Source organism: Pseudoalteromonas sp. J2K-J031 (assembly GCF_058197095.2).
This window is the reverse complement of the sequence record NZ_CM200279.1, coordinates 857,227-870,369: the sequence shown is the minus strand read 5'-3', so window position 1 is coordinate 870,369 and position 13,143 is coordinate 857,227. Positions and strand designations below refer to the sequence as shown.

General features: G+C 39.7%; 14 protein-coding genes. 5 read left to right on the top strand and 9 right to left on the bottom strand.

Features of this window, described 5'->3' with window-relative positions; all coding sequences use genetic code 11:
- Positions 1 to 21: 21 nt before the first annotated feature.
- The 4 genes from AC3KZC_RS03975 to AC3KZC_RS03960 form a co-directional block, all read right to left on the bottom strand.
- Positions 22 to 1,914: a DUF885 domain-containing protein gene (locus tag AC3KZC_RS03975; RefSeq protein ID WP_490579627.1), complete on the bottom strand. Its 1,893-nt coding sequence runs from the start codon at positions 1,912 to 1,914 to the stop codon at positions 22 to 24.
- Between the two features lie 230 nt (positions 1,915 to 2,144).
- Complete coding sequence (locus AC3KZC_RS03970; RefSeq protein ID WP_490579626.1) at positions 2,145 to 2,849, bottom strand: LrgB family protein; 705 nt, start codon at positions 2,847 to 2,849, stop codon at positions 2,145 to 2,147.
- Positions 2,846 to 3,190: a CidA/LrgA family protein gene (locus AC3KZC_RS03965; protein WP_490579625.1), complete on the bottom strand. Its 345-nt coding sequence runs from the start codon at positions 3,188 to 3,190 to the stop codon at positions 2,846 to 2,848. Before AC3KZC_RS03965 ends, AC3KZC_RS03970 begins: the two co-directional genes overlap by 4 nt.
- Positions 3,191 to 3,353: 163 nt before the next feature.
- A complete protein-coding gene (locus AC3KZC_RS03960) occupies positions 3,354 to 4,145 on the bottom strand; it encodes a crotonase/enoyl-CoA hydratase family protein (RefSeq protein ID WP_490579660.1) in 792 nt (263 codons plus the stop codon).
- A 281-nt stretch (positions 4,146 to 4,426) separates the two neighbouring features.
- Between AC3KZC_RS03960 and AC3KZC_RS03955 the strand changes: the two genes are divergently transcribed.
- From AC3KZC_RS03955 to AC3KZC_RS03945, 3 genes are all read left to right on the top strand, one after another.
- Complete coding sequence (locus AC3KZC_RS03955; protein WP_490579624.1) at positions 4,427 to 4,744, top strand: HI1450 family dsDNA-mimic protein; 318 nt, start codon at positions 4,427 to 4,429, stop codon at positions 4,742 to 4,744.
- A gap of 83 nt (positions 4,745 to 4,827) precedes the next feature.
- Positions 4,828 to 5,616 (top strand): DUF481 domain-containing protein, encoded by a 789-nt coding sequence (locus AC3KZC_RS03950; protein ID WP_490579623.1) that lies wholly within the window; start codon positions 4,828 to 4,830, stop codon positions 5,614 to 5,616.
- An 11-nt stretch (positions 5,617 to 5,627) separates the two neighbouring features.
- A complete protein-coding gene (locus AC3KZC_RS03945) occupies positions 5,628 to 6,107 on the top strand; it encodes a hypothetical protein (RefSeq protein ID WP_490579622.1) in 480 nt (159 codons plus the stop codon).
- Between the two features lie 75 nt (positions 6,108 to 6,182).
- Here the strand turns inward: AC3KZC_RS03945 and AC3KZC_RS03940 are convergent, their stop codons facing one another.
- Both AC3KZC_RS03940 and AC3KZC_RS03935 read right to left on the bottom strand, forming a co-directional pair.
- On the bottom strand, positions 6,183 to 6,986 hold the full coding sequence (locus tag AC3KZC_RS03940; RefSeq protein ID WP_490579621.1) for a transporter substrate-binding domain-containing protein: 804 nt from the start codon (positions 6,984 to 6,986) through the stop codon (positions 6,183 to 6,185).
- Positions 6,987 to 7,039: 53 nt separating this feature from the next.
- The gene (locus tag AC3KZC_RS03935; protein ID WP_490579620.1) at positions 7,040 to 7,912 is read right to left on the bottom strand and encodes a mechanosensitive ion channel family protein; all 873 of its coding nucleotides are present in this window, start codon (positions 7,910 to 7,912) and stop codon (positions 7,040 to 7,042) included.
- A gap of 147 nt (positions 7,913 to 8,059) precedes the next feature.
- Between AC3KZC_RS03935 and AC3KZC_RS03930 the strand changes: the two genes are divergently transcribed.
- Complete coding sequence (locus AC3KZC_RS03930; RefSeq protein WP_490579619.1) at positions 8,060 to 8,686, top strand: LysE family translocator; 627 nt, start codon at positions 8,060 to 8,062, stop codon at positions 8,684 to 8,686.
- An 89-nt stretch (positions 8,687 to 8,775) separates the two neighbouring features.
- Here the strand turns inward: AC3KZC_RS03930 and AC3KZC_RS03925 are convergent, their stop codons facing one another.
- Entirely contained in the window at positions 8,776 to 10,581 is a 1,806-nt protein-coding gene (locus tag AC3KZC_RS03925) for a DUF885 domain-containing protein (protein WP_490579618.1), read from the bottom strand.
- Between the two features lie 156 nt (positions 10,582 to 10,737).
- Here AC3KZC_RS03925 and AC3KZC_RS03920 point away from each other — a divergent pair, with 156 nt between their 5' ends.
- Entirely contained in the window at positions 10,738 to 11,562 is an 825-nt protein-coding gene (locus tag AC3KZC_RS03920) for a mechanosensitive ion channel family protein (RefSeq protein WP_490579617.1), read from the top strand.
- 82 nt (positions 11,563 to 11,644) lie between these two features.
- On the opposite strand, the gene csrA is transcribed toward AC3KZC_RS03920, so the two are convergent.
- Together csrA and AC3KZC_RS03910 are read right to left on the bottom strand one after the other, a co-directional pair.
- Positions 11,645 to 11,833, bottom strand: a complete 189-nt coding sequence (gene csrA / locus AC3KZC_RS03915) for a carbon storage regulator CsrA (RefSeq protein WP_009838515.1) — start codon at positions 11,831 to 11,833, stop codon at positions 11,645 to 11,647.
- Positions 11,834 to 11,927: 94 nt separating this feature from the next.
- Positions 11,928 to 13,142 (bottom strand): aspartate kinase, encoded by a 1,215-nt coding sequence (locus AC3KZC_RS03910; protein ID WP_490579616.1) that lies wholly within the window; start codon positions 13,140 to 13,142, stop codon positions 11,928 to 11,930.
- Position 13,143 lies beyond the last annotated feature (1 nt).

Here is a 13,143-nt window from a genome sequence, read left to right as displayed (position 1 = left end):
ACACGCGCAAGCGGTGGTTTATTATTTACTTACTAATTGTTTGGCAACCCAACGCTTAACATCTTTTTCCAAAATAGTGAGCGGCCTTGCACCGGGCAACAACACCAAATCATGAAAAGCTTTAATATCAAACTTCTCACCTAATTGTTGTTTTGCCTGTCCCCTAAGCTCAATAATTTTCAGCATTCCTAACTTATAACCAAGTGCTTGACCAGGCCAAGCCATATAACGGTCAATCGCAGCCTCAACATCACTCATTGCAGTACCCGTAGCTTGATGGAAATACTCAATCGCTTTTTGGCGCGGCCAACGTTTAAAGTGCAAGCCAGTATCAACCACTAAACGCGCGGCACGATAAACCTCGGCCTGTAAACGGCCTAAATTGCCCCAAGGGTCACCTTCATACATGCCCATTTCGAATGCAACCTGCTCAGAATACAAGGCCCATCCTTCAACATAGGCATTAAACTGGCCATTTTGGCGCATAATACCAATATTTTTTTGTTCCATATTGAGGGATATTTGAAAATGGTGGCCCGGTACGGCTTCATGATATGTTAGCGTTTTTAAACTAAAACTTGGCTGCGCTTTCATATCTTTTAGATTAATTGAAAACTCACCAGCACGAGAACCATCAAGAGCTGGCGGATTATAAAACCCACCTGGCGCACCATCTTGCGATACCACAGGAATTCGTTTTACCGTGACATCATACGTTGGAATAGTGGCAAATAAGCTCGGCGCTTTGGCCATGATTTTTTCGATTTCACTGTTTAAATCACCCAGTAATTTCGCTCGACCTTCATCAGAGTCTTCATAAATAAATTCTGGCATTTCACCAAGCTGAGCCATTCGCTCACCGACAGTGCCTTCGCTCAAACCTTGGGCTTTTAAAATACCGTCCATTTGTGAGCTGATCCGCTGTACTTCATTCAAACCAATTTGATGAATTTGTTCGGGAGTGAGCGTTGAATCGGCAAGATATAAAATCTCATGCTGATAAAAATCAGCCCCTTTAGGTTGAGCCCAAATACCATCAGCAAGAGGGGCTTGTTTTTCAAGAGTTTGCATGGTGGCTTTAATATCAGCAAAAGCAGGATAAAGCTGATTAGTAACAATATCGATTGCTTGAGCAAGATAGGATTCACGTTGCTCAGTACTCAATTCAATTCCTTGCATCTTATTGGCAAGATTAGTGACCAGTGTGTGCTCAGGCGCAGGTATTGCAATATAGTTAGTTAAATAGCCCAATGTATTGGGAAACAACGCCTTTGGTAAAAGCACACCTATTTTTGCATCAGCCAAGACTTTACGTTTTACATCAGCAATAACACTCACAAATCCAGATAAGCGGGCGAGGTAATCTTCAACATCTTGCTGATTTGCAATAACATGCTGATCTTGCAGTATTTTTGGTATATCAATCAGCGGCCCTGCAATTTGGCTCACGATATACGGTAGATGCCCACCCCAAGTATCGATATAGCCTGCGTTAAAACGAGTATCACCCAGATAATAATTAGCAATCACTTGGTTTACTTCAAGATGAAGGCGGTCTTGATCATTTAAGCTCGCCAAATTGTATTGTTGCAAACTTTTTAATGAATCGGCCATTGTGGTTTGCAGCTTAAGCATTCCCGCTGGTGAGTAGTCAGCCCACTTATTTTGGTAATGACCCGCAACATCTGGCGAAAGCCCTAAAGAGGTTGCTAAACCGGGCTGTTGCTGCATAAAATTTTTAGTATAAACATCAATAGTTCTATTGATTGCGACTCGGCTTGCGCTAACACTTTGGCCACTTTGTTCAACAACGGTGCTTGTGGTTTCTTGGTTGTTACATCCACTGAGCACAGTGATGATAGCGCAGCTGACAAGGCTATATTTTATTTTTTTTGTAAATTGGGTGAAGCGCATTATCGTTCCTGTTGGTCAAACTTAGCTCGAGTGTATACAATTTTTTAAACTCTGACAGTAAAAAAAATCCCAGCAATGCTGGGATTTTGTCAGTCATCAATCGATTTCCATATCGAAGCGATTGTCCTTAAACGAAAGATTGTTTTAAAGTAAACAAACATTATTAGTGTCAGCTTAAACTGCTCATTCTCAAAAGCAAGAATTAGGCTCAACGCATTTGTAACAAAGCATCAATTTACTGATATCAAAACCAAAAACCGCTGCAGTAAAGGATATAAAATAGGCACAAGGATTGCCGTATTGATAGCGCTCAAGGCCATTGCTATCGACGCAAAGCCACCCATACTTGGGTGTAACTCTAAAGCTCTTGCCGTTCCTATGGCATGACAAGCAGCCCCCATGGCAAAACCTTGGGCTTGAGCATTGTTAACGCCAACCAGCCTTAAAAAAGGCTCCGCACACAAAGCGCCAAAAATTCCAACCAAAATAACAATGACAGCAGCTAATGCCGGGATCCCCTCAATACTTTGGCTAACGGAAATAGCTATAGGAGTCGTTACAGCATTCGTTGCCAGCGAGGCTTGAATTTCAAACGATAAATTAAGTGCGGTTGCGATTAATACTGAGCACAGCATCGAACACAATAAAGCAATTAAACTCGCAATTGCGATAGGCTGAATATTATTTTTAACCGCAACAAACTCCTTGTAAAGCGGCAATGCTAGGGCAACAATTGCAGGCTCTAATAACCAAGTAAGCATCCAAGTGCTGCGGTTGTATTCGGAATAAGGGAGCTTTAATTGATAAAGCAACGAGATAAGCAAAATTATGGTTATTAAAATCGGGTTAAACCAAATCAGCCCTAAGCGCTGCTGTACCGTTTTACAAAAAAAATAACACCCTATCGTTAAAGGTAAACCAACATAAAGTATCATTGTTGCAATCGCTTTTGCATAAAATGACCTACTACGGCAAGAGTGACTAAAGTACTAGCCAAAACCGCAGTTAAAATGCCCCAAAAAGCATGTTGTAACAAGCCTAAATGTTCAATTAACCCAACTCCTGCGGGGATAAACAAGAGAGGTAAATATTTAAGTAATAATGTACCTGTGGGGTAAACAGTATCGTAATGAACCTTACCCGACACCAATAACAAAAACAGCAATAACATGCCAAATACAGCCCCTGGGAAATGGCCGTTTAACAACCACGATGCCCCTTTACCAATTAATAAACAGGCCAATATCAATGCGCTACTGATGATATATTTTGTCACTATATATTTGTTTCCTATGGGTAAGTAACCTCAATGCGGGATACTAAATCTCATTTGAATGTAATATTTTGATAAATGTCTTATCCCGAATTCAAATTAATTAGCACCAACATATTCAAGCACTATAACCTTGAATTTCACCATTGAGCTATCCACCTTTAGGCTACCATTTTTTTGCTGTTTGATAAGGCTTTGCTTGTTCTGTTTGCTGGTTAGCAATCGCAATGCGCGTATTTTTATTCAATAATAATCGGATTTGATTATACGTTTCACGAGCCAAGGTTTTACGTGTCGCGTGGCCATAACTCGTTTGATAAAGCCGTTTTATTGCCGCAAGGGTATCAGGAGAGCGCACCATTAAAGACTGAGCCAATTGCTGTGCGTAAACCAATGGATTTTCTTCGCACGCTGTAATTAAACCTAACTTTAACGCTTGGTCTGTACTAATTGGCTCAGCCAAACTTGACAGTAATAACGCCTGATCTCGGCTTATCAAATGGCTAAGTGGTAAGCTCGCCCCCATATCAGGTGCCAAGCCCCAACGTGCTTCCATAATGGCAAAACTAGCATCAGGGCTTGCTATACGATAATCAGCACCCAGCACAATTTGCATCCCACCACCCCAGCAGCGACCTTGTATCACCGAAATCACAGGGATTGGTAAATCTTGCCACCCTAGTACAACTCGCTGAACTAAATTTTGATTGCCAGGTAACCATTTCCAAAGCAATTTAACAATGTTAAAACCTGATTTCATAACACTTTTAACATCAAGCCCTGTTGAAAAATCAGAACCGTTTGCTGTTAATAATACGATGCGGACTTGACGCTCTTTTTTAAGCTTTTTTATTATCGCATCGAGTTGTATAAACATATCAACATTCAGAGCATTAAGTTTATCAGGGCGATTGAGTGTTACGATAGCGATGTGATGTTCAATAGAAAGAGTTACAATCTTCAACTGGTATGACCTTACTGTGTTTTTATTGAGCCTAAAATTTAATCTCTCAAAAGTAAAGTGAATAAACTACCACCGCCCAGCGGATCTGCACCATAACCTCAAATCCGCCCTTAAACTGACTATTCTAATTTGTCCATCATCGCCTTAAGTACTTGGCTACTTAATCAATACCGACAACCAAAACGCTTTATTACGCTCGAAGACCAAGTTTAACTTGGCTTTTTTTTTTGATTTGGTATAAACGCCAACAAGATATTTTCTATGAGAAACCAGTCATGACCGAATCAACCCATTTGTGGACAGTTGAAGAAGCAACCGATAATGCCTATGAGGTATTTTTAGAGCTCGCACCAGATAACTTATCTGAAGAAGACATCATTTATTTTAATATGCACCGCGAACTAGCTGGGTTTGCCGAAGATAATACGCCTGATGATTCATGGTCTGAATTTGTCGAGTTTGAAATAGAACCAGAACTGTATTTACAAGTCATTATTGGCTTAGAGTTTGAAGATCAAGACATTGAATACGCACGCATGCTAATTAGCTTAGAGAAAGATGCACCGTTCTGTCACATCATCTGGAAGGCGTAAAAACCTTAAATTACCGCAGTTTAACGTAAAAACTTTATTTTTATTATTTCTGCCATAAAATAAAGCCCGTTGAGGAGGCGGTAATGAAATTCCTATATGTAATCTTATACTTTGTTTCTTTTAGTCTGTTAGCGAAAGATCCTTTTGAAGACTTTTCTGAATACGGAAAGTTAGATGAAAGCGAAATTCATCAAATGCATCAGGGTGAATTTCTTTATGGGGATACTGAGCTGGGTTTCATTTTAACAAGTGGCAATACGGACTCCACTACAGCAAAACTTAAAGCTAATATTTATCAAGACTTTGATAACTGGCGCAACCAGTATAAATTCGATAGTTTATTTAAGCGCGATTTAAACGAAGCGACGGGTGAAAATGAAACGAGTGCTCGGCGTATCTTTTTCTCCTCTCAGGCTAATTACAAACTGGAAGATCAAGACGAATCGTTTTTTATGTATGGTGAATATGAAAACGATCGCTTTAATGGCGTTAGATATAAAGGTACGCTCGTTTCTGGTTATGGCAATCGGTTATTAGCATTAAGAAAAGACCGTATCGATTTTGATATTGGTCCCGGATTAAGTGCACAAGATAATACTGACAATAGCGAAGAAAACGGTTTTTTGATCAGAGTAGCAATCCATTGGGAGCGACTCATATCAAGTCGCAGTCGTTTTAATCAGGCTATTAGTTATGAACAATCTTTATCTGGGCTAAGCTCTCGATTAAAATCAGAAACGGCCTTAATAAGCCGCGTAAATGGTGCGTTATCCGTTAAGTTTTCTTACTTATACCGCCATAATTCACAACCTGAAGCGGGCAAACAGAGTTTTGATTCTGAAACTAGCGCTTCACTGGTCTTTAACTTTTAATAAGAAGCATTATGTTATATCAAAAAACACAATTGGGCTGGGCCATATTGGCATTATTAAGCTGGGTCTTAGCGTTTGTATTACTGGCACTTTATGTTTTAGGTAGCTCTGTACCGGTGTATTTATTTGCAGTCGCTTTAGTGGTTATCGCCTATCTGTTTCACAGTTTAACAGTCACTGTGACCGACTCTGAATTGTCGTGGGGTTTTGGCCCTGGCGTATTTGGGCAACGTATTCCTGTCAGCGCTATTGCGAATGTAAGTGCCGTTACCAACTCATGGCAACATGGCCTTGGTATAAAAATAACGCATGATGGTTGGGTATATAATGTTTCAGGCTTTAAAGCGATTGCAATTACCTTATACGATGGGACTCAGTTTCGGGTTGGTACACATGATCAAGAAAACCTACTGGCATGCTTAAAAACTCTTGTACCTACTGAAGAAGTAGCCGAAAAGATCATTGAGCCAGAACTTGATCTCGATGATTAATGATAAGAAGAATCCTCTTTAAACATACTTATTTTATCACTAGATTAATCACTAAAAATGAGCAAAATCAATTCACTATTGAGTTTGCTCTAGCACAATAAACTGATGCTTATAAGGTACTATACCCATTTGGTTAAACCAATTTTGCACCAGTTCGTCAATTTGCCCTGATTGCAACATAGCCGTTATTTGCAAATCGACTTTATCACGCACCTCACTGTCTTTAAACAAGGCACCTGAACCTTGGTAGTCCAATAAATCCAACGCCTGATAGGGCATTGCTTGCTGCTGTGCCGAGGTAACACCTAATGCCCATAAGAACATTAGCCAATCACCTACTTTTGCATCAAACCGCTCTGAAATAAACAAACGATTCGTAATTTCTTGGTCTTCATATTCAATATAAGCATTGTTTTTCATTACTTTATTATATTGTTCACCAAATACACGCGTTGCATTTACAAACGATACCACCTTGAAATCTTTAATATCAGCTAAGGCTGTAACCTCAGAAAGTGCTCCATTTTTTTTGATAATAACCCGATTGACGAACTTTAAACGATATTTTGATGGGTAAAAGCCCTCTGGAAATACCCCTCCCCAATTGAGTGCAACTTCAGCTTTACCAATTAAGAAATTACGCTTTATTGCCTCATTTCCTAACGGCTTAAAGACAATGCGACTATAACCAGCTTGTATAAACGCGGTATTAAAAACATCGTTAAATAATCCAAGAGTGTTTGGATTATCATAAACAAAATAAGGTGAGAAGTTTGCTGATGCCACCAACAACTCAGTCGGCTCATCTTGCGCCAAACATGTCACAGGATAAGCCAAAACCCCATACAAAATGACTAAGACGCTCAGTATTTTCTTCAAATGAACACTCCTCTTTTGAATAAAAAATAGCATACTTATTTTTTTATGGAATATTATTTCGCCTTAGAGACATTCTGTACCTGGATCATGCCATCAATGTGAATATCTCGTTGAGGATAAGCAATTGTAATATCATGCTCATTAAATAACTCATAAATACGAAAACGAATATCACTACGCATTTGACGAATGTCAGCTTCTGAATTTGCACATACCCAAAAGATAGCATCAAAAATTAATGCGTTATCACCAAAATCTTCAAACAATACATTCGAAGATGGCTGAGTTAAAATCTCACTTCGCTCACTTAAAACCTGCCTAATAAGCTTTGCAACTAACACAGCATCTGAACCATAGGCAACTCCGACACGCACAAACGAGCGAGCATTTTTATCAATTAAGGTCCAATTAATTACCGTATTTTCGAGTAAATGACTATTTGGCACCAGCATATGCACACCATCACTGCGACGTATTAACGTAGAGCGTGTATTAATACTCTCGACCATCCCTTTGGTATCACCGACTTCTAAAAAATCGCCGATACGGATCGGTCGCTCCCACATTAAAATCCAACCACTAATAAAGTTATTAATGATATTTTGTGCGCCAAACCCCACACCAATTGCCACCGCACCAGAAACAAATGCGAATGCTGTTAGGGGGATTTTTAAAATTTCTAAACTGGTAATCGCTAAAATTGCGATAGTGATAACCAGATAAATTCGAGAAAATAGGTGAATTGCATCAGGTGTCACTTTACGAACTAACAGCGCTTTGCGGATCAATATCCCAACTCGCGTGACAATAAACCATGCCAATAACAGAGAAAATGGCACCTGTAACACTTGAAAAACTGTGATTGGCGTACCGCCATAACTAAATAACACATACGACATACCATCTTGAAGAGTCTGCCAATTCATTTTAAAACCTTTGATTTATCTGACTGATAACACTAAGTATAACAGCTTTATAGATTGCACTATAAACCATTGTAATGACTGTTTTGATGATACCTCCAAAGGAGTTTTTACGTTATTATTACGCCTTAAAATACTCGAGCACCCACCATGCCTGACTTTACCTTATTACTTTTATTCATTCCAACTAGCTTTTTGGTCTCAATCTCACCTGGTATGTGCATGACGTTAGCGATGACGCTTGGTATGAGTGTTGGCTTAAAACGAACGTTTTATATGATGTGGGGCGAATTATTAGGGGTTGCAACCGTTGCAACTGCAGCGGTTCTTGGCATTGCAGCGTTAATGCTAAATTATCCGCAGCTCTTTAACATTTTAAAATGGGTTGGCGGTGGCTATCTTGTTTTTGTTGGTGTGCAAATGTGGCAAAGCAAGGGAAGTTTAGCATTAAGCTTAGGGGCTGATAAACCATCAGAACACGTTAGTGCCAAAAGCTTATTTTCAAAAGGCTATTTAACGGCCGTCTCAAACCCTAAAGGCTGGGCGTTTACAGCCTCGCTACTACCACCATTTATAAACTCTGAGTACACGCTTGCGCCACAACTACTGGCTTTGGTCACAATACTCTTAATCACCGAATTTATCTGCATGATGATCTACGCCAGCGGAGGGCATGGTTTGCGCAAATTACTGTCAAGTAGTGGTCATGTACAGTTACTCAATCGCATCTCGGCTTGCTTAATGATTGCGGTCGGTATTTGGCTGGCAATGAGCTAGTAATACTTTAGCGGTAATAAATATCAACTATCAAAATTTACAAAAAAGCCACTTTTTCAGTGGCTTTTTTTGTAGCGTAAAATCAAACGTTAGCTCTTTTGCTCTGCAACCCAACGCTTAATTTTTTGCTCTAAAATAGGCATTGGTAAGGCACCATCAATTAATATTTGAGTGTGAAATTTTTTCACATCAAATTGCTCTCCTAACTCTTTGGCACAATACTCACGTAATTCACGAATTTTAAACTGACCTAATTTGTACGATAGCGCCTGGCCAGGCATTGCGATATAACGCTCCACTTCTGAGGTAACATCACTTTGTGCCATAGACGAGTTCGCCATCATAAATTCGATTCCTTGCTCCCTTGTCCAGCCTTTAGCATGTAAACCAGTATCAAGTACAAGACGCATCGCACGAAGTTGCTCGTCCACTAAACGACCATACCACTGATACGGATCGGTAAATAAACCAAGCTCTTTGCCTAAGCTTTCAGCGTATAAAGCCCAACCTTCTTCAAAAACGGTATATCCACCAAACTTACGAATGCGCGGTAAACCCTCAACCTCTTGTTGCAATGCAACTTGAAAATGATGACCTGGTGCCGCTTCATGAATCGATAATGTTTCTAAGATAAACTTTGGCTGTGCTTTTAAGTTATGGGTATTAATATAAAAAATACCTGGGCGAGAACCATCAGGTGCAGGGCTTTGATACGAAGCACCGGCAGCCGACTCAGCTCTAAATGCTTCAACAGCTTTCACTTCGTAATCGGCTTTTGGGGCGATATCAAATAAAAGCGGAACGCGTGCATCAATCTTAGCTTTAACTGCTTCATAAGCTGCGATCACTTCGTCGGCAGAATTGAAGTAAAACTCTTCACTTTCGCGCAAATGAGTAAAAAAGGCGCCTAAATCACCTTCAAAGCCCACTTGCTGTTTTACTTTTTTCATTTCACCTAAAATGCGCTCAACTTCTTGTAAACCAATTTCGTGAATTTCATCGGCATTAAGCGCCAATGTTGTATGGCGCTTAATTTCGTAATCATACCAAGCTTTGCCATTAGGTAAGTCGGCATAACCAAACGTAGTGCGAGTATTTGGAATGTATTCATTTTGTAAAAACTCGCTCATTTTTTTATACGCGGGCACTAACATGTCACTAATCATTGAACGATACTGCGCTTCAATTTGTTGCTTTTGCTCAGCGGTAAAATCGGCAGGAATTGCTTTTATTGGCATCCAAAAAACAGATTGCGATACATCATCAACGATATGTGTTTGAAACTGTGGCACGAGTTTAACAGCAAGCACTTTAGGCAATACCACACCTTGCTTTATTCCCTCTCGCATTGACTCCTCAACGCTTGCCAGCCAAACCACAAAGCCTTCGGCACGTTTAATGAAATTTGCATAATCTTCATGAGTATTAAACGGTTGTGCACTTTGACCAGATCCTAATCCTGCAAACGTATTGTGCTCACCATTCATTTGATCAATCGGGATCAAATAATCAGGAAAACGCTGCTTTTCTTGTGCAAGACGCAAATCTCGTTGGAAAATCTCAAAAGTTAATAACGACTGCCCCGTAAGCTGGTTAACATCAAGCGCTGAGATTCGGGTGAGATATTTTTCGGTTAAGGCCTGCTGCTTGGCTCGGTTATCGGCATTAATTGGTAACGAATATTGGTCATTGTATTGGTATTCCCCCACAAAAGTGGCACTTAGTGGTGAAAGGGCTAAGGCTTCATCAAAATACGCTTCTACTATGTTTTCTAACTGCTCATTTTGAGATTGACTCACAAGTACTGTTTGGCTGGTTTCTTGGGTTTTATTTCCATCAACACAGCCGGCCAATGCGACGCTAATCGCCAAGGCTAAAATTGCTTTTTTATTCATCTGTTATTTGCTTTTATTAGTGAGAGCTTAAGCCAGAAAAATCTGGAATTGTTTAGTTGGCAGTGTATATTCTGCCATAGTAAAACTAAACCCTCGCGAAGGAGTTTATCGTTTTTTTATGGTGTATTTACATCAAATCACTCAATTGGACCTGATATGATAGAAAATGAAATTCAACAAATAGAAAAAATCTATGCTTTGATAACTGAGTATTTAGTGACATACAGCTTTCAACTCGTCGCAGCCTTATTGATATTACTTTTTGGCCTTTGGATAGCTAAAAAACTGTCAATGGTCGTTTTCAAATTATTAGAAAGAAACAACATTGATATCACACTAAACAACTTTGTTACCAATGTTGTTAAAGTCATATTGATCATCATGTTTGTGATCATTGCACTGGGTAAAATAGGCATCAGTATCACCCCATTTATTGCGGCCATTGGTGCGGCATCTTTAGGCGCAGGCCTTGCTTTACAGGGCATGCTGTCAAACTATGGCGCAGGATTGGCCATCATTGCCACACGCCCGTTTATTGTCGGCGATACTATTTTAGTAAACGGTGTTTTTGGCCAAGTTAAATCGATTGAGTTAGGTGTGACTATTTTAACCAATGAAGATGATGTGATTATCACTGTGCCAAATAAGCATATCGTTGGTGAGATTATTCATAACTCGTTTGCACTATCACTGATTGAAGGTGAAATTGGCATTGCCTACCATTCAGATCCTCAATCTGCCATCACCATTATTGAGCAGGCCTTAAACCAACAAACCGAGTATATTGCCAGTGAAAAGCTACAGGTAGGGATTAATCAATTTGCCGATAGTAGCATTGTGTTAGGTTATCGTTATTGGGCTAAAACCAATCAGATCATAAAAGCCAAAATGGCAGTAAACTTAGCGGTATTTAATGCCTTAAAAACTAATAATATTGATATTCCTTTTCCGCAGCGCGTGGTGACTATCAAGCAAGGGTAACTTTCATACCTCAATTTTTGCATTTAAAAAGCATCAGACAATAAAAAAGCCGCTTAAGCGGCTTTTTTTTAACGATTCAAACTTATTCATTACCCATAGGGTTTGTTTTTTCAGCTTGAATACGCATGTAAATTTCTTCACGATGTACTGAAACATCTTTAGGTGCATTCACACCAATACGCACTTGATTACCTTTAACACCAAGTACCGTAACTGTAACTTCGTCCCCTATCATAAGGGTTTCTCCAACGCGACGAGTCAGAATTAGCATTCTTTGCTCCTAATTTCCAAAAGATTAAAAGATTCCGTGTCTTTATATTTTAATGAATTATCACTACAAAAGTAAGTAAAAACTCTAAAACTGGTTAATTTATAACAAAAAAAGCACTATGCAGCGCTCTTACGCCTAATTCTAGATACTTTTCATCAATTAGCACTGATATTTTTATTTCTGAGGTAGAAATAAGTAAAGCAGCTATGTTTTCATCTGCTAAAGCTTGAAATAATGTACCCGCAACTCCTGCGTGTGACTTCATTCCAACCCCTACCGCTGAGATTTTTGCCACATTGCTATTACCTTTGACCTCAAGTGCTCCGAGAATTTGCACTAAAGATTGCAGCAACTCTAAACCTTGTTCAAAATCATTACGATGCACCGTAAAAGCATAGTCGATATTGGCATCTTTTTGATTTATTTGTGCAATCATGTCAACTTCGATTGCATGCTCTGCAAAAAGTTGCAAAATTTTTGCTAAATTAATCGGTATATTTGGTACGCCACAAATAGTTAACAATGCTTCATCTTTATTGTGTGCAATACCTGAAACCACTTGTTCTGACATTTGAGGCTCCTCGTAGGTAATGAGCGTGCCATGATCCGGTGCAAATGTAGACAACACCCGAAGAGGCACATTATATCGACCTGCAGCTTCAACACATCGAATTTGCAGCACTTTTGCACCAAGACTGGCTAACTCGAGCATTTCTTCAAATGTGATGGTATTCATCCGCTGGGCGCGTGATTCAATTCGCGGATCGGCAGTATAAACACCATCAACATCAGTATAAATTTGGCATTCGTCAGCTTTTATAGCTGCTGCAACTTCAACTGCGGTTGTATCAGTCCCACCTCGACCAAGCGTCGTGACATTTCCTTCACTATCACGACCTTGAAACCCAGCTAAAATGACAATTCTGCCATGCTCAAGTTCATGATTTAATCGGCTAGCATCGATATGTGTAACCCTTGCCTTGCCAAAAAAGTTATCGGTTTTTATCTGCGCTTGATCTGCCAATAAGCTAATTGCTGAATGGCCACGCTTGATAATTGCCATCGCCAATAATGCCACTGACACTTGCTCACCAGTACTGATTAACACATCAAGCTCTCGCGTACTTGGGCGATTATCAATTTGTTTTGCAAGACTTATTAAACGGTTGGTTTCCCCTGCCATAGCAGAGACTACCACCACAACTTGGTGGCCTTGTTGTTTTGTTTTAATAACAAGGTCGGCGACAGCTTCAATTCGGTCAATTGACCCAACCGAAGTGCCGCCAAATTTTTGGACTATTAATGACACG

Coding starts and splice junctions, on each gene's coding strand:
- AC3KZC_RS03955 (WP_490579624.1), top strand. CDS start 4,427: ATGACCGAATCAACCCATTTGTGGACAGTTGAAGAAGCAACCGATAAT.
- AC3KZC_RS03970 (WP_490579626.1), bottom strand. CDS start 2,849: ATGATACTTTATGTTGGTTTACCTTTAACGATAGGGTGTTATTTTTTT.
- AC3KZC_RS03935 (WP_490579620.1), bottom strand. CDS start 7,912: ATGAATTGGCAGACTCTTCAAGATGGTATGTCGTATGTGTTATTTAGT.
- AC3KZC_RS03975 (WP_490579627.1), bottom strand. CDS start 1,914: ATGCGCTTCACCCAATTTACAAAAAAAATAAAATATAGCCTTGTCAGC.
- AC3KZC_RS03930 (WP_490579619.1), top strand. CDS start 8,060: ATGCCTGACTTTACCTTATTACTTTTATTCATTCCAACTAGCTTTTTG.
- csrA (WP_009838515.1), bottom strand. CDS start 11,833: ATGCTAATTCTGACTCGTCGCGTTGGAGAAACCCTTATGATAGGGGAC.
- AC3KZC_RS03950 (WP_490579623.1), top strand. CDS start 4,828: ATGAAATTCCTATATGTAATCTTATACTTTGTTTCTTTTAGTCTGTTA.
- AC3KZC_RS03945 (WP_490579622.1), top strand. CDS start 5,628: ATGTTATATCAAAAAACACAATTGGGCTGGGCCATATTGGCATTATTA.
- AC3KZC_RS03925 (WP_490579618.1), bottom strand. CDS start 10,581: ATGAATAAAAAAGCAATTTTAGCCTTGGCGATTAGCGTCGCATTGGCC.
- AC3KZC_RS03920 (WP_490579617.1), top strand. CDS start 10,738: ATGATAGAAAATGAAATTCAACAAATAGAAAAAATCTATGCTTTGATA.